Below are 17468 nucleotides of genomic sequence, written 5' to 3' on the forward strand. Positions count from 1 at the left end.
CCCCTTGTCTTGAACGCATGACCCCAAGCCACGCGGCCCGTCCCCCGACGAACACCCCCACCATGGACCAGCGCGGGTGAAAAAGAGGTTAACGAGGGGTTTGTGTATGGAACTATTTGATTTTACACGCTTTTTATTGATTGGTTTTTGTGAGATTATGGCGGAGGTTTTGGGTTATTTGGATAGGTTAGTCGTGACGATAAGAAAAATTTGGTTTTTATTTTACACCGTAATTTTGATGGCCATCACGTGTTTTGTTGCTTCGGTTGGGTTTGCGTCAACAGAGGTGGATGATGTTAGTGGGTTAAATAAAACGATGGTTAGCGCAGTTGTTTTTCCAACAAGCGAAAATGAAATTCAAGCGCAGGTTATAGAAGCGCGCAATGCAGGAAAAATTATAACAATTGCGGGGCGTAGGCATAGTCAGGGCGGCCATGTGATGGCGGACGATGCGATTATGTTGGATCTAACGAAATATCGAAAAATTCTAAGCTTTGATAAAAACAAAAGCGTGTTGACCGTTGAGGCTGGGGCAACGTGGGCGCAGATACAAGATTATCTTGAGCCGCTTGGGTATGCCGTAAGAATACAACAATCTTCAAATATTTTTACAGTCGGCGGATCTCTTGGGGCCAACATTCATGGGCGTGACCCTCGGTTTGGTCCGTTGGTAGAGAGTGTTCGATCATTTCGCATTGTTCTAGCGGATGGCTCCATAAAGACGGTGAATCGCTCCGATAATTCCGACCTTTTTGCTTTGGCCATTGGTGGGTATGGCCTTTTTGGTGTTATTACCGAGGTGTCTTTATCCGTTGTTGGAAACACAGTCTTGCAAAGAGAAAGCGTTTCGGTCCCGTGTGCTGAATATGTCTCGGCACTATCACGTCAAAATTTCAAAGCATCTGATGTGGAAATTCACTACGCAAGACCTGACATAACGCGCGATGGCTTTTTTTCTACTTGTGTGGTGACGAATTATAAGCGTATTGCTGACGAGGGTTCTAAACTGAATGCTGTGCAGAAAAATGCATATTTTTCTGGTGAAAAAGTCTTGTTTGATCTGTCTCGTAAAAGTGAGTTAGGCAAGCAAGTGCGGTGGTTTGTTCAAGAAAATTATCTGGACCATTTTGGCATGCCGGACATTATTTCGCGTAATGATGCTATGCGCCCTCCGTTGGGTTTCATAGATTATTACAGCAAAGATGATGCCGATGTGTTGCAGGAATATTTTATTCCTCTGGATCGTGGCGCGGATTTTCTAGAAAAAATTGCAGAAATTATGTTGGAAAATAACATTAATCTGTTAAGTGCTACTTTGCGATACTTGCCAGGTAATACAGAAACAATGCTGTCATATGCGAATGAACGATCTTTGGCGGTTGTTTTGTACATTAATCATGGACGTGCGGCATCTGATGTGGCGGTGTTTAAGGGTGTGACGCAAAAGTTGGTGGATACCAGCATATTTTATGGCGGCTCTTATTATCTGACTTATGCGAATTACGCGACGCGGGACCAGCTTAAGAGAGCCTACCCACGTTTCGATGAATTTGTTTCTTTAAAAAAGAAATACGATCCGAATGGTGTTTTTATAAATAAATTTTATCAAGAGTACGGGGCATGGCAAAAGGTGCAATAGTGCTGAAGCGTTGGTTTTTTTGTGCCATTGTTGACCGCAATAGCCTTTTTAGTCCATGTTCATTACGTCTGTTTACTGCGTTTTCATCCTTCGTTTTTTATAAATTGTCTGCAAAAGGTTTCAAATGGTAGCCCGCGTCCAAACCGTTGCCTTTCATGGCGTTGATGTCTGTCCTGTGGATGTGCAGGTGCAGATTGCGTCGGGGTTGCCGTCGTTTACCATCGTTGGGTTGCCGGACAAGGCGGTCGGGGAAAGTCGCGAACGGGTGCGGGCGGCGTTGCATGCGTTGGGCTTGTCATTGCCGCCGAAGAAATTGACGGTCAATCTGGCCCCCGCCGATCTGGCGAAGGAAGGGTCGCATTACGATTTGCCGATTGCGCTGGGCGTGCTGGCGGCGATGGATGTTTTGCCGCGCGATGAATTGGCCAATGCGCTGGTGCTGGGGGAATTGTCGCTGGATGGCGGTATTCGGTCCGTGGCGGGGGTGTTGCCTGCGGCATTGCATGCGGGGTCGAATGACAATCGGTTGATTTGTCCGGCGGCGTGCGGCGGCGAAGCCGCATGGGCGGGGGAGCATCTGGATATTCTGGCCCCCGGTGATCTGCTGCAACTGATCAACCACATGAAGGGTACGCAGGTGCTGACCCGTCCGACCGCGCGCATTGCGGCGGCGAATGATGGCGGGCGTTTTATGGGTCCCGATTTATCACAGGTGCGCGGGCAGGAAACGGCGCGTCGCGCGTTGGAAATTACGGCGGCAGGTGGGCATAATTTATTGATGTCCGGGCCGCCGGGGTCGGGGAAATCATTGCTGGCCGCGTGTTTGGCGGGGATCTTGCCGCCATTGACGCCGCGTGAAGCGCTGGAAATTTCCATGATCCATTCGCTGGCCGGAACGTTACCCGATGGTGGGTTGGTGCAGACGCGCCCGTTTCGCGACCCGCACCATTCGGCGTCGCTGCCGGCGCTGGTCGGTGGCGGGGCGAAGGCCAGGCCGGGGGAAATTTCACTGGCGCATAATGGCGTGTTGTTTCTGGATGAATTACCGGAATTTGCGCGCCAGACCTTGGAGTCTTTGCGCCAGCCGTTGGAAACAGGGCAGGCCGTGGTCGCGCGCGCCAATCACCACGTGACGTACCCGGCGCGGGTGCAGGTGGTGGCGGCGTTGAACCCATGCCGCTGCGGGTATCTGGGTGACCCCAGCCGCGAATGCACCAAGGCCCCGCGCTGTGGTGGGGATTATCAGGCGAAAATGTCGGGGCCGTTGCTGGATCGTTTTGATTTGCGCATCGATATGCCCGCCGTGGCGCTGTCGGATTTGCAGGGCAATCAGCCGGGTGGTGAGGATACAAAAACGGTGGCGGCGCGTGTGCTGCGCGCCCGGCAGGTGCAGGCCGCCCGGTATGAAGGGCGCGCGGATATCAGCCCGACGGGATTAAACGCGCATGTGTCCGGCGCGAAGCTGGAGGACATTGTCGCGCTGGACGATGCGGCGCGCGCCATGGCGTTGAACGCGGCGGAGGCGATGAAATTATCCGCCCGTGGTTGGCACCGCTTGTTGCGCGTGGCGCGGACCATTGCCGATCTGGACGGTGCGGGGGATCGGGGTGTGGCAACGGGCCATGTAGCCGAGGCGTTGTCGTATCGGCATATGGGCCATATCACGAGCGCGTGAGAAGGGTATGGGGCCAAGGCCCTCTCCCCAACCCCTCTCCCAGGGGGAGGGGGGCTTTAATGGCGGTGCGGCCCCAGCTTTTGTTCCCTCTCCCTCTGGGAGAGGGCTAGGGAGAGGGTCTTACCGTTCGCGGGGCTCGCGAAATTTGACGGACCAATCCTTTTTCCTCTACCGTCAAAGAATGGGACATCGCACCGACAATCATCAAAAACTCACCCGCTTGTTTGGGCTTGTGGCTGCGGCCCCCGATGGGGTGGTGGTGTTAAGCCGCTCTGGCGTTGCGTTGGCTCCTGTGCTGCGCGATCTGGCGGCGGGGGTTGATGCGGATGCGTTGTTTACCCGTCATCCCGGCATCAAACCCGAAGAAATCAAAACGGCGATGGCGTACCACGTCCGCTTTGGCGACGACCCGGCGCATCCGTGTGATTTGCCGGCGGGGCCGAAGGCGATATTGCTGGATGAAAATATTCCCTACACATTGTTGCCGCAAGTGATCCGCGATTTCGGTGTGTGTTCACATGTCGAGGCCGAAGGGTTGTCGCGGCAAAATCTGGCCCCGCATAATCGCGTCCATGCCAAGGCGCTGGATGCGCTGATCTGCACGCGCGCGGTGCATGATCAGTTCGCGGCGATCGTGACACAGGACAGTGATTTTCTGGCCATGATCAAAAATCCCGATCACCCGGTGCATGGATTGCATGTGATGATGATCCGCGATGCACACGATCCCGTGGCGGATATTCTGACCCGCAACGCCGATACGATCCGGGCGGTGGTGGCGAAACGCGCGCCCGGACTGACATATCTCGTCTGACATATCTGGCCTGATTCGCATGGGCTTGCTTTCCACCCCAATCCATTGAAAACACATGGATTCTAAGCCCTTGACCCAGATTGAGGTTGGGGTAAAATGCTTGTCATATTAAGAGTATTTTAGGGCCTCGAAGCCTATGATCTTATGAAATATAAATAAAAGGGTGCTGTGGTGGGTGTTTTAACCGGACAATTCAATGAGATGGAAGGCCTGCGCGGCGCGGAGGCGGGCGTGGTGCATATGCGCGCGGCCGATCTGCATTCTGACCTCCATTCCGATCTGAATGGGCTTGATGATTTCAACGCATCGATGGATGCGCAGGTGAATGTGACACCGTCCCCGATGGCATCGTTTGCCAGCGTGTTTGCCCCGGCGGCCATGGGCACGGGCCAGACCCAGAATGCGCCCGCGCAAGACAACATGCGCGATCTGAAACAACAATTCACCGCGTTGACCACGACCAGTGCGATCTGGAACCCGACACAAAAACTGAACAACGACCAAGTGGCGAAGGGTGTTGAAACCAACCGCGCCGAAGGTCACGCCAAAACCAACACCGCCACACAGGCGCAGGATAACATCCGCGAACAGGCCGCCGATCTGACCAAGCGCATGAATGCGTTGGATGCGGGTAATGATGGCCCGGGCGGCATGAATCAACCGGGTGGGCTGGGTGCATTTGTGGCTGGTGAAGCCAAAGGGGCCGCCGCCGTGGCCGCCGTATCAACGGTCAGCCCGACCGCCGGGGCCGCCTTGGCCACCATTCAACTGGTGTCCATGATGGGCCGTGGCACGTTCGGCATGATGAACCAAGGTGATTTGATCACCACGAAAGTGGACCGCAAGGGCCATGTGGTCGATGCCGGTTATGGCCGCGGTGATTCCGCGCCGTCCTCTCCGGCGGGCCCGCAACAACAAGGGGCCGCCCAGCCGCAATCGCAAACCATGTTCAATCAGATGAGCAAGGGCCCGGGATTTGGTAATCCGACGGCGATGATGGATATGGACGAGGGCCGTGTGGGCCTGTCCGGTGCGGGCCTGCGCGATGTCGCCCGTATTAACATTGAACAAACCCCGGCCATGAAGGCGTATGAAAGCATGCGTCTGGATGGGGTGAATGTCGCCAAACTGCACGAAGCCCGCCAGCAAAACGGCATTGCCGCCGATGCGGATAACGTGGCCAAGGCCAATGCACTGGGCGCGGATGATCCGGCGATGCGTGGGCAGGCTATGCGCATGTCCGGCGCGATGATGTAAGGCACGCTGTGTAAAACGGCCTGCAAATGCCGTTTTTCTGCGCTTCCGGTGCTCACGTACATTCATGTACGCTGCGCGCCGGTTCTCGAAAACCATCATTTTCGACTCGTTTTCCCGTGCGTGCGCGCTGGCGCAAAGGATCACACTGGCTGTACAACGCCGCACGCACCCTGTAATGTTTCTCCCGGAAAAATAGCAAATTGATTGAAAGCCCAATGACCACAGATACCATTCAAAATAAAACGACCACCCAGAAAGCCCGCCATCCGATCCGCAATGTTTGCGTTTATTGTGGGGCGTCTTCCAATATCGCGCAGGTGCATAAAGACACCGCATGGGCCTTGGGCCGCGCGCTGGGCGAGGCGGGCATGCAACTGGTGTATGGCGGTGGGCGTGTCGGACTGATGGGCTTGGTGGCGAAATCGACGATGGAACATGGCGGCACCGCCGTGGGCATCATTCCGCACCACATCGAAACACGCGAAGAAAAATACACCGAACTGACCGAATTGCATGTCGTTGATTCCATGCATGAACGCAAGCAGATGATGGTTGATCGCGCCGATGCCTTCGTGGTGTTGAGCGGCGGGCTGGGCACATTGGATGAATTTTTTGAAATCATGACGTGGCGGCAACTGGGCTTGCATGACAAGCCGGTTGTGTTGCTGAACGTCAATAATTTCTGGACACCGCTTTTGTCCCTGATCGATCACATGATCAATAATGGCTTTGCCCGTGAATCCGATCGGGCGGGTCTGATGGTGGCCGATCGGGTCGAGGCCGTCATGGCCGCCCTGCAATACGCCCCGCCGGAAACGATGGATGCGCAAACAGGTTTAATTTAAGCTGCGTTCTCTATCGGGTGTCTCGAAAGCGCCCGAAAATCATGCGGGGATCGCCTGTTTTGCGCGCTCCTCTGAATTTATGAAAAATGTTATGAATCAGGTTGTTAAGGCCCTGTTAAGGCCCTGTCTGCCATGATGGGGAAGGTCCGTTTCGCAGATTGCGTCTTTTGATGCGGCGGGCTCGACTGGTACCATATTCTTCTTCGTTTCATCTTTTTATTCAGGACCAAACCGCGTGAACTATCCGCACGAAGCACATCAGGCCCGGGAATTTGCCGAAAAAGCCATGACGCGCATCCTCGACGAGGGATTGGCGCCGTCACCGGATATTTACGAGCTGTGGTACGTCTACTACGCTGGGATCAGCCCCGAGGTGACGCGCGCGCTGGATATTCTCGTATCCAACCGTCAGAAAATTACCGAAGACCGCTGCCGCGATCTACATACGCGATTCCTGAGCGATGCGCGGAACGAGGAAATGATCCGCCGGGCCGGTGATCAGGTGAAGGCGACCATTAAAAACGTGACCGGGGCCGTGCGCGATGTGAAAAACGCCACCACGTCCTATAGCGGCACGCTGGAAGATGTATCCAAAAAAATGGGCGGCGCCAAAACCGTGGACGAGATGCGCAATCTGGTCTCCGGTGTCATCACCGACACGCAGAAAATGCTGGAACATAACCACAAGCTGGAACATGAACTGGAACAATCTTCCACCTTGATGGAAGAATTGCAGCGCGATCTGGAACAGGTGCGGAAAGAGGCGATGACCGACGGTCTGACTGGCCTCGCCAACCGCAAGGCGTTCGACGCCGCCTTGGACCGGGTCAGCAGCGACACGCAAAGCGAACAGGGGTCTTTCACCCTGCTGATGGTGGATATCGACCACTTCAAATCGTTCAACGACAATTATGGTCACCAGGTGGGTGACCAGGTTCTGCGCCTTGTTGCCCGCACCCTGATCGAAGGGGTCAAGGGCAAGGACATTGCCGCGCGTTACGGCGGCGAAGAATTTGCGATTATCTTGCCCGATACGAACCTGACGGCGGGGGTGGCTGTTGGAAATAACCTGCGCAAGGCGGTTGCGACCAAAGACGTGATCAACCGCACCACCGGTGAAAAACTGGGCCGCATTACCATGTCCGTCGGCGTGGCCGAATATATCAGCGGTGAAAATATGACCGACCTGATTGAACGGGCCGATGCGGCGTTGTACACGGCAAAACACAATGGCCGGAACCAAGTCGCCGCCGCCCCAACTCCGATGGGAAAACGCAGCAGCGGCGCGTAAAATCTTCTCAACACAGACTTGCCCCGTCCGGCGCCCGCCATTAAGGTGGGCGCATGCAAGCACACAGCCCTGAAAACATGTCGTCTCCGCCGTATCTCAATGGCCTGAATCCACCGCAACGCGAAGCGGTGGAAACGTTGGATGGGCCTGTGCTGGTGCTGGCCGGGGCGGGTACGGGCAAGACGCGGGCGCTGACCGCGCGGCTGGCGCATATTTTGACGACCGGGCGGGCTTATCCCAATCAAATTTTGGCCGTGACCTTCACCAACAAGGCCGCCGGGGAAATGCGCGAACGCGTCTCCGCCTTGCTGGGTGGTACGCCGGTTGAAGGCTGGTGGCTCGGGACATTCCACGCCTTGGCTGCCCGCATGTTGCGCCGTCATGCGGAACTGGTTGGCTTGACCAGTGCGTTCACCATCATTGATGACGATGATCAGGTGCGCCTGCTGAAGCAATTGATGGAATTGGAGAACATCGACACCAAAAAATGGGCGCCACGCGCCATGATGGGCATGATCAGTCGGTGGAAAGACCGCGCGCGCCTGCCCTCCGACTTGCCCCCGGGTGAGGGCGGTGATGCGGCGGGCGGCAAGCTGGTGCAGCTTTATGGGCAGTATCAGACGCGGTTACGGGCCGTGAATGCCTGTGATTTCGGGGATTTGTTGCTGCATATGGTGACGATCCTGCGCGATCCCAAACATGCCGATGTGCTGGCCGATTGGCAACGCCGTTTCCGCTATATCATGGTGGATGAATATCAGGACACGAACATCGCGCAATATATGTGGCTGCGTCTGTTGGCGCAACGTGATGGCGCGGCGGCGAATATTTGTTGCGTCGGGGATGACGACCAATCGATTTACGGCTGGCGCGGGGCCGAAGTGGGAAACATCCTGCGTTTCGAGCAGGATTTTCCGGGCGCGAAAATTATCCGGCTGGAACAAAATTACCGCTCCACCGGGCACATCTTGGCCGCGGCCAGCGGCGTGATCGCGCATAACGAAGATCGCCTTGGTAAGACATTATGGTCCGACGCCGATGATGGCGAAAAAGTCGCCGTGCGCGGCTTGTGGGATGGCGGGGCCGAGGCCCGCTTTGTCGGGGAAGAGATTGAAGCTCTGCAAACAAAGGGCTGGCGCCTCAATCAAATTGCGGTGTTGGTCCGCGCGGGGTTCCAGACACGGGAATTCGAAGAACGCTTTATCCATCTGGGTGTGCCATACCGCGTCGTTGGCGGACAACGCTTTTATGAACGCGCCGAAATTCGCGATGCGCTGGCGTATTTGCGCGTCATTGCGCAACCGCGTGATGATTTGGCGCTGGAACGCATTATCAACGTACCCAAACGCGGGTTGGGCGATACGACGATGCAAACCGTGATCGCGTTTGCGCGGGCGCGGAATTTATCGCTGTATGATGCGATTGCCACGCTGGTGGATACCGATGAAGTGAAACCGAAACCGCGCGAAACGCTGCGCCGCTTGATTGCGGATTTCGCGCGCTGGCGGTCCTTGCTGGACAATATGCGTCATACGGAACTGACCGGCCTTGTGCTGGATGAATCCGGCTATATGGCGATGTGGCAGGCGGATAAGTCACCGGAGGCCCCGGGCCGTCTGGAAAACTTGAAAGAACTGGTCACAGGCATGGCGGAATTTGAATCGCTGCCTGACTTCCTTGAACATGTTTCCTTGGTCATGGAAAATCAGGGCCGCAACAATGATGACCAGATCACCATCATGACCCTGCACGGGGCCAAGGGGTTGGAATTTGACGCGGTGTTTTTGCCCGGTTGGGAAGATGGCTTGTTTCCATCCCAACGCAGCATGGATGAAAACGGCCTGAAGGGGCTGGAGGAAGAACGCCGTCTGGCCTATGTCGGCATTACCCGCGCGCGTAAACGGGCCTATATTTCCTATGTGTCCAATCGCCGCATGTACGGCAGCTGGGTCAACGCCTTGCCCTCGCGCTTCGTCGATGAATTGCCCGAAGACCATATCGATGTTGCGGCGGAATCCGGTGTGTACGGGTCCGGGCGATCCAGCCATTGGGATTCATCGGGTTTTGGTGGATCATCACGCGTCACCACGATGGCCCAAACGCCGGTCGTTCCTGCGCAAACACTGGCCACGCGGCAAAGCCTGTCCGACCACCCTTATGTGCGCGGTGACCGGGTGCAGCACGATACGTTCGGCGCGGGCACGGTTGTGAATGTCGACGGGGCCAAGCTGGATATCGCGTTTGATAAAGGTGGGCACAAGCGGGTGATGGATTCGTTCGTCACGCCGCTGGATTAAGTATTATCGACAGATCTGGTAATACGCGGTGCCGCCATCGGTGTATTGATACGCGCCCCGGGAATACGTGGTCCCGCTATAAACAACGGATGTTTGACCCGCGGCTCCGCCGAACAGAACGAACGTTCCATACCACATGGCCGCACTGGATGTCCCGCTGTTAATGGCCCAGTAATAATAATTGGGCGTTGACGGACCGGACAGGTCAAAGCGGCAATCCAACGGATTTTTCGTGGTCACACTCCACGCATTGGTGACGCCGCCCACGTTGACTGTCGCGCTCAGGGCCGTCAAACCCGCACCGGAACTGGTCAGCCGCACACGCAATGTTTGCCCGTTGGTGATGGACCCGCTGGTGGTCCATGCGCCGCCATTGATGCTGATCTGTGGGCTGCCACCACCGGATACGGACACGGATGTGGCGGCGTTGATCCCGGAAATTGTCAGTGTGTTCGAAGTTGTCAGTGTCGATAACTCCGCGCCCGTCACGTCCGTGAAATTAAACGCATTCGGAACGGTATCGTTCAGTGTTGTCACGCTCCACGCATCGGTAACGCCGCCCACATTGACCGTCGCGGTCAGGGCGGTTGTATAAGCGGCGGAACTGGTCAGGCGGACCTGTAATGTTTGCCCGTTGGTGATGGACCCGCTGGTGGTCCATGCGCCGCCAGCGATGCTGATCTGCGGGCTGCCGCCACCGGATACGGATACGGGCGTGGCCGCGTTAATCCCGGCGATGGTGATGCTGTTCGATGTGCGTAATGTCGACAATGGGACGGCGGTTTGGTCGGTGAACGTAAATGCATTCGGGATCGTGTCATCCAGCGTGCGCACGGTCCACGCGTCGGTGACACCGCCGACATTGACGGTGGCGGTGAGTGTTGTGCTGTTGCTGGGCGAGCTGGTCAGGCGAACTTGCAATGTCTGGCCGTTCGTGATGGATCCACTGGTGGTCCATGCGCCCCCGGCAATACTGATTTGTGGCGAACCCGTGCCGGAAACCGAGACCGGTGTCGCCGCATTGATGCCTCCGATGGTGATGCTGTTCGATGTGCGTAATGTCGACAATGGGACGGCGGTTTGGTCGGTGAACGTAAACGCATTCGGAACGGTATCGTTCAGCGTTGTCACGCTCCACGCATCGGTAACACCGCCGACATTGACCGTGGCGGTCAGGGCGGTTGTATAGGCGGCAGAGCTGGTCAGGCGGACCTGTAATGTTTGCCCGTTGGTGATGGACCCGCTGGTGGTCCACGCACCGCCAGCAATGCTGATTTGTGGGCTGCCTGTGCCGGACACGGACACGGATGTTGCACCTGTGATGCCGGATATTGCGATGCTGTTCGATGTCGTCAGGGTGGACAGGGCCGCGCCCGTAACGTCGGTGAAGGTAAAGGCGTTCGGAATTGTGTCATCCAATGTGCGCACCGTCCACGCGTCGGTGACGCCGCCGACATTGACCGTGGCGGTCAATGTCGTGCTGTTGCTGGGCGAACTGGTCAGGCGGACCTGTAATGTTTGGCCGTTGGTGATGGACCCGCTGGTGGTCCATGCGCCGCCATTGATGCTGATTTGTGGGCTGCCTGTGCCGGATACGGACACGGGTGTGGCGCCGGTTATTCCGGATAGCGTGATGCTGTTCGATGTCGTCAGGCTTGACAGAGTAGCGCCTGTGACGTCGGTGAAGGTAAAGGCGCCGGGGGTCGTGTCATCCAATGTGCGCACGGTCCACACGTCGGTGATACCACCGACATCGATCGTGGCGGTCAGCGTTGTGCTGTTGCTGGCTGAACTGGTCAGGCGCAGTTGCAATGTTTGCCCATTGGCAATGGTGCCGCTGGTGGTCCACGCGCCGCCATTGATACTGAATTCCGGCGTGCCATCGCCCGTCATCGTGACGGCGGTGGGTGCACCCAGACCCGCGATGGTGATGCTGTTGGATGGCGTCAGGGTGGATAGTGCGATGCCCGTCAGGTCCGTGAAGGTAAAGGCGTTCGGCACTGTATCTTTCAACGTCGTCACCGCCCATGGGTATGGAATGCCACCAATCACCACGATCGCATCGTGGAGGGTGTCATAGGCGTTGGCACTGGTCAGACGGAGTTTGAGGGAATCTCCGTCGGCAATGACGCCGCCGGTTTGCCAAGGACCATTATTGATGCTGAATTCCGGTGTGCCATCGCCCGTAATCGTGATGAGGGACGGCGTGTTCATGCCGGAAATCACGACGTAGTTGGATTCCGTCGTGGTGTTCATCGCGGCATCGGCTACGTCGTCAAATCCTGTATTGTCGGGCTGGTTGTCCAGAATGATGTCGCCGACACCGACACTGACCCACAAATCCCCTTCGCAATATTGCAGGACGTTGTAATCGGTGTTGTAGACAACGGTGCCTTCGGGGCGGGCGGGGTTGACGCATCCGCTGCCGCCATTGCCCGCCGGGGCGGCAGACACCCAAGTGGTGCCGTTGCAATATTGCAGGACGTGGGATGTTTGGTTGTAAACGATTTTGCCGGGGCTGCCCGCCGGGTTGGAACACCCGCTGCCCCCGGCCGGAACGCCGTCATAGGGGAAGCTGATCCATTCCAAGGCGTTGCAATAGGCCGGGACGTTGGACGGGGTAAACACGACGATTTTGCCCGTTGCGCCCACCGGGTTGTTACAGGCGGCGTGGGCGGGGGCGGAGAAGCTGGCCAAAGCCAACACGCTGACAATCAACAGAAAAAGGACCCGGAGACGGAGCCCGGGGTATCGTTTGGTACGCAGAGTGGGCGGGTTATATTGCCCTTTTCGTAACAACACACTGAAAAACAATTCAAAAATCCTGGTTTTCGCCAGGCGTCCGGTCCTCCCCGTCGCCGTACATCAGAATATGGTGATGTAAGGGTAAACAACCCACTAGCCTGAGGGATATGTTCTGGAAAACAATCTGGGGGACCGTGGTGCGGATTTGGCCCGGCGGAATTGCTTGGATTACCCCCTCTGTGCGGCTGGACAGGGCGGGTGCGGGTTGCCATAGTGGGCACAGTTTTTTCTCACGCTTTTCAATGGGTTTAGCCAAGGGCTCTGGATATGTCGATCGGACCAAAAATCGCAACAGTTTTCGGTGGCTCCGGCTTTGTCGGGCGGTATGTGGTACAGGCGCTGGCCCGGGCCGGATATACGGTCAAGGTCGCCAGCCGCGCGGCGGAATCGGCGTACTTCCTGCGCCCCTATGGCACCGTGGGACAGATCGTTCCGATGACGTGCAATGTGCGCGATCGCGCCAGTGTTGAACGCGTGATCGCCGGATCATCCGTGGTCGTGAATTGCATCGGCATTTTGTATGAACGCAAACGCGGTGATTTCAAACGCCTGCACACCGACCTGCCACAGACCATTGCAGAAATTTGCACGGCGCAAAATGTATCGCGGCTTGTTCATATTTCCGCATTGGGTGCCGATCGTGGTCAATCGCGGTATGCGCGCACGAAACTGGCGGGGGAACAGGCGGTTCTGGCCGCGTTTCCGAATGCCACCATTCTGCGCCCGTCTGTGATCTTTGGGCCGGAAGATGATTTCTTCAACCGCTTTGCCTCTATGGCGGGTTTTATGCCGGCCTTGCCGTTGATTGGCGGTGGCATGACACGGTTCCAGCCGGTGTATGTGCGCGATGTTGCCGATGCGGTTATTTCCGCCGCCACCCATTCCGCCTTTGGCCACAGCGGTGCGCTGGGGCAGGTGTTTGAACTGGGCGGGCCAGAGGTTTTGAACTTCCGCGATATTTACAGCCGCCTGTTTTCCTATATCGGCAAGCGGTGCGGCATGATGAATATGCCGTTTGCGATTGCGTCTTTGCAGGCGGGTGTTTTGCAATTTATTCCGCCGAAACCGATCCTGACCCCGGATCAGGTGAAATCCCTGAAGACCGATAATGTGGTGCAGGATGATGCGATGACGCTGGACGATCTGGGTGTAACCGCCACGGGGATGAGCTTGATCGTCCCTGCCTATCTGGAACGGTTCCGCCCCGGTGGACGCTTTGGCGACAAGAAACGGGCCTGATCAATTCATGGAAAAACGAATGATGAAAACACGTATTCTGGCTGCGGCCACCGTTCTGGCTTTGCTGGGTGGCGGTCTTGTGACCAGCGCCCCTGTGGCCCATGCCGCTTCGGCGCAAGAGGGCATCGCCGCTGTGGTCAATCAGGGTGTGATTACCCATTCCGATGTTAATGAACGTATGCGGTTGGTGATGGCGTCATCGGGCTTGCCGAACACGGACGACGTGCGGACCAAAATCCGCCCGCAAATTCTGAACATGCTGATTGATGAAACCCTGCAGATGCAGGAAGCCAAGCGTCTTGAAATCGAAATCACGCCGGAGGAAGTTGAATCCGGCATCGATATGGTGGCGCAGAACAACAAGATCGATCCGGCCCAATTCCGCAAAATGCTGGCGGGCAGCGGGATTAAAATGGCCACCATGGCGGATCAGGTCCGGTCCCAGATGGCGTGGGGCAAGGTGATCCAGCAGAAATTGCGATCCAAGGTCACGGTCAGCGAAACCGACATTGATGCGCGCCTGAACTTCATGCAATCCAGCGCGGGGAAAATGCAATATCTGGTCGGTGAAATTTTCCTGCCCGTGGATAGCCCGGCGGAAGATGGCAATGTGCGCCAATTGGCGCAAAAGCTGACCGCCGAAATCGCGGCGGGCAAGGCCCCGTTCCCGCAAGTGGCCGCGCAATTTTCGCAAGGCCCCTCCGCCGCGCGCGGCGGTGACGTTGGTTGGGTGCAGGAAGGGCAATTGCCCGATGCGCTGGATCAGGCGCTGGCCACGATGAAAGAAGGCGATATGTCGCAGCCGCTGCGCTCGCTGACCGGGTATCATATTCTGCTGGTGCGCTCCAAACGGACATTGTCCGCCGATGCCCTGCCCAGCCGTGATGACATTGCGCAAAAAATCGGCACGGAAACATTGGATCGCCTGCAGCGCCGCTATATGCTGGATTTGAAATCCGAGGCGTTTATTGAACGTCGTGTGTAGGCGCAACCTGTCATCCCGAACGATAGTGAGGGATCTCATCTTGGATGAAGGTGAGATCCCTCGTCGCTTCGCTCGCTCGGGATGACAAGCAAGGATATGCTGTGAATCAATCGGACGACAAAAAAACCTTCCCAAAAACCCCCGCCATCGTGGCGGCGGTGGATGCGTTGCCGCCTTTGCGCGACGTTATTGCCGCGCATGAATTGCGCGCCGAAAAGAAGCTGGGGCAGAATTTTATCCTCGACCTCAACATCACCGATAAAATTGCGCGGGCGGCCGGGGATTTGAACGGCATTGTGGCGATTGAAATTGGCCCCGGTCCGGGCGGGTTGACGCGGGCGCTGGTGCGATCCGATGCGGACCGTGTGATTGCCGTGGAATATGACACGCGCGCCATTGCCGCGTTACAGGGGTTGAAGGATGCGGCGGGGCCGCGTTTGGATCTGCTCCATGCGGATGCGCTGAAACTCAATCTGCTGGATCTGGTGCCGGGGTCGCGCCGCGCGATTATTGCGAACCTGCCCTATAACATTGCCACGCCGTTGCTGATTGGCTGGCTGAAACAATGGCATGCCGACCCACAGGCCTATGACAGCATCACGATTATGGTCCAGCGCGAAGTGGCCGAACGGATGTCTGCTGCACCGGGGACGGATCATTACGGGCGTCTGTCGGTGTTGGTTGGCTGGCTGTGTCAGGCGACAATGATGTTCGACCTGCCCCCGTCGGCCTTCGTTCCGCCGCCCAAGGTGACATCGACGGTGGTGCATCTGACCCGCCATGCGGTGACGGGCGGTGTCCCCGCACAAATCCCCAGTTTTAAAACGGTGGAGCGGGTGACGGCGGCGGCCTTTGGCCAGCGCCGGAAAATGCTGCGCCAATCCCTGAAAACCTTCCCCGGTTTGCTGGAATCCTGCGGGATTGATGGCACTAAACGGGCGGAACAACTGCCCGTGTCCGACTTTCTGGCCATGGCCACCCGTCTGGATCAATCCGGCGCTTAAGGGCGGGGTCCCCGTCTTTTTTTCCGCTGTCATCCCCGCCTTGTGCGGGGATCCGGAGAAGACCGGGATAATTTTGCCTTGTGGCCCCGGATCCCCGCACAAGGCGGGGATGACGATGGAGGGGGTGGGGATCAGGGCTTGACCAACGGGCTTTGGCCCCTTAGGAAAAAGCATGACCACAGAGAATCTTTTACGCATCACCATCACCGGCGACCCGGGCAGCGGCAAAACCACCTTTGCCCGCACCGTGTCGGAAAAAACCGGCTTCCCGTTGATCACCACCGGGAATATTTTCCGCCAATTGGCCGCGGAAAAGGGCGTATCCGTCACCGAACTCAACGAAATGGCTGAAAAACAGGCGGAGTTGGACCATCTGGTCGATAACTATCTGGTTGGCATGAATGACCAGCCGGGCGACTTGGTTCTCGATTCCCGCATGGCCTGGCATTTCGTGAAAAACACGTTGAAGGTTCGCCTGACGGTCGATCTGGATGTCGCGGTTCAGCGCATTTTCAAAGACACGGCGGAACTGCGCGAAACATTCCGCGATCTCGACCACGCGATGGAAGAGGTGGACCGCCGCCGCAAAAGCGAAATTCTGCGCTATAAAACCTTGTACGGCGTCGATATTGGCGATGAACGGAATTTTGATCTGGTCATCAACACCTCGCACAAGGCGAAGGAAGATATCACGGTGGAATTCGACAAAACCTTCGCCGCTTATTGCGCGAAAATGGGTCGGACCATCACCGGGTTTTAATCCATGCACAATCCAAAAATCATCATCATCACCGGCGCGTCCAGCGGTATTGGCGCGGCGCTGGCGCTGTATTATGCGGGCGCTGGTGTTGCGCTGGGCCTGACGGGGCGCGATGCGGCGCGGCTGGAGGCTGTGGCCAATGCGTGCCAGCGCAAGGGCGCAACGGTGGAAGCGCGCGTGATCAGCGTGACCGACCGTGCGCGCATGGCGGAATGGATTGGGGCCTTTCATGCGCGGCACGGTGTGCTGGATCTGGTCATCGCCAATGCGGGCATTTCCGGCGGCACCGGCGGCGCACCCACCGTGGGCGAAGACCCCGATCAGGTGCGGGCCTTGTTCGCCACCAATGTGGATGGCGTGTTGAATACGGTTGAACCGGCCCTGCCCATCATGGCCGCGCAGAAGGTGGGCCAGATCGCGATTATGAGCTCACTGGCGAGCTTTGGTCCGTGGCCCGGCGCGCCAGCCTATGGCGCGACCAAGGCCGCTGTACGCCTGTATGGCGAGGCGCTGGCGGGGTCTGTGCGCAGCAAGGGGATTGAGGTCAGTGTGATCTGCCCCGGTTTTGTGCAAAGCAACATGACGGCGGTGAATGATTACCCCATGCCCTTTATGATGGATGCCGACCGCGCGGCGGCGCGGATTGCCGCGGGTTTGGCGACGGGACGCGTGCGTGTGGCCTTCCCATGGCCCGCTTATTTGATCGCCGGATTCTTGGGGTTTTTGCCACCGGAATGGAGCACGCGCTGGCTGGCGAAATTGCCACAAAAGCCTCAATCTAAAAGAATCTGAAGCGTTTATTAAACCCCTGTGTAAATTTACTAAACCAGACGGTTTATAAATTTTTTCACTCAATT

General features: G+C 57.1%; 13 protein-coding genes. 12 read left to right on the forward strand and 1 reads right to left on the reverse strand.

Annotated elements, in window-relative coordinates; all coding sequences use genetic code 11:
* Positions 1-106: 106 nt before the first annotated feature.
* From ACSC94_RS10305 to ACSC94_RS10335, 7 genes are all read left to right on the forward strand, one after another.
* A complete protein-coding gene (locus ACSC94_RS10305) occupies positions 107-1639 on the forward strand; it encodes an FAD-binding oxidoreductase (RefSeq protein WP_435640753.1) in 1533 nt (510 codons plus the stop codon).
* A gap of 124 nt (positions 1640-1763) precedes the next feature.
* Positions 1764-3314, forward strand: a complete 1551-nt coding sequence (locus ACSC94_RS10310) for a YifB family Mg chelatase-like AAA ATPase (RefSeq protein WP_435640754.1) — start codon at positions 1764-1766, stop codon at positions 3312-3314.
* A 181-nt stretch (positions 3315-3495) separates the two neighbouring features.
* Positions 3496-4128, forward strand: a complete 633-nt coding sequence (locus ACSC94_RS10315) for a DUF5615 family PIN-like protein (RefSeq protein WP_435640755.1) — start codon at positions 3496-3498, stop codon at positions 4126-4128.
* A 171-nt stretch (positions 4129-4299) separates the two neighbouring features.
* The gene (locus ACSC94_RS10320) at positions 4300-5385 is read left to right on the forward strand and encodes a hypothetical protein (protein WP_435640756.1); all 1086 of its coding nucleotides are present in this window, start codon (positions 4300-4302) and stop codon (positions 5383-5385) included.
* A 215-nt stretch (positions 5386-5600) separates the two neighbouring features.
* A complete protein-coding gene (locus ACSC94_RS10325) occupies positions 5601-6230 on the forward strand; it encodes a TIGR00730 family Rossman fold protein (protein ID WP_435640757.1) in 630 nt (209 codons plus the stop codon).
* 235 nt (positions 6231-6465) lie between these two features.
* Complete coding sequence (locus tag ACSC94_RS10330) at positions 6466-7521, forward strand: GGDEF domain-containing protein (protein WP_435640758.1); 1056 nt, start codon at positions 6466-6468, stop codon at positions 7519-7521.
* A 53-nt stretch (positions 7522-7574) separates the two neighbouring features.
* The gene (locus ACSC94_RS10335) at positions 7575-9818 is read left to right on the forward strand and encodes an ATP-dependent helicase (protein WP_435640759.1); all 2244 of its coding nucleotides are present in this window, start codon (positions 7575-7577) and stop codon (positions 9816-9818) included.
* Between the two features lie 3 nt (positions 9819-9821).
* On the opposite strand, the gene ACSC94_RS10340 is transcribed toward ACSC94_RS10335, so the two are convergent.
* A complete protein-coding gene (locus ACSC94_RS10340) occupies positions 9822-12536 on the reverse strand; it encodes a beta strand repeat-containing protein (protein WP_435640760.1) in 2715 nt (904 codons plus the stop codon).
* A 354-nt stretch (positions 12537-12890) separates the two neighbouring features.
* Between ACSC94_RS10340 and ACSC94_RS10345 the strand changes: the two genes are divergently transcribed.
* From ACSC94_RS10345 to ACSC94_RS10365, 5 genes are all read left to right on the forward strand, one after another.
* Positions 12891-13862, forward strand: coding sequence for a complex I NDUFA9 subunit family protein (locus tag ACSC94_RS10345; RefSeq protein ID WP_435640761.1), 972 nt, complete (start codon positions 12891-12893; stop codon positions 13860-13862).
* A 19-nt stretch (positions 13863-13881) separates the two neighbouring features.
* Positions 13882-14847 (forward strand): peptidylprolyl isomerase, encoded by a 966-nt coding sequence (locus tag ACSC94_RS10350; RefSeq protein WP_435640762.1) that lies wholly within the window; start codon positions 13882-13884, stop codon positions 14845-14847.
* A 149-nt stretch (positions 14848-14996) separates the two neighbouring features.
* Complete coding sequence (gene rsmA / locus ACSC94_RS10355; protein ID WP_435642172.1) at positions 14997-15851, forward strand: 16S rRNA (adenine(1518)-N(6)/adenine(1519)-N(6))-dimethyltransferase RsmA; 855 nt, start codon at positions 14997-14999, stop codon at positions 15849-15851.
* A 172-nt stretch (positions 15852-16023) separates the two neighbouring features.
* Positions 16024-16611, forward strand: coding sequence for a (d)CMP kinase (gene cmk, locus ACSC94_RS10360; protein WP_435640763.1), 588 nt, complete (start codon positions 16024-16026; stop codon positions 16609-16611).
* 3 nt (positions 16612-16614) lie between these two features.
* The gene (locus tag ACSC94_RS10365; protein WP_435640764.1) at positions 16615-17403 is read left to right on the forward strand and encodes an SDR family NAD(P)-dependent oxidoreductase; all 789 of its coding nucleotides are present in this window, start codon (positions 16615-16617) and stop codon (positions 17401-17403) included.
* The last annotated feature ends 65 nt before the right edge of the window (positions 17404-17468 follow it).

Origin of the sequence: Micavibrio aeruginosavorus, assembly GCF_051245535.1 — a bacterium.
GTDB classification, from domain to species: Bacteria; Pseudomonadota; Alphaproteobacteria; order Micavibrionales; family Micavibrionaceae; genus Micavibrio; species Micavibrio aeruginosavorus_D.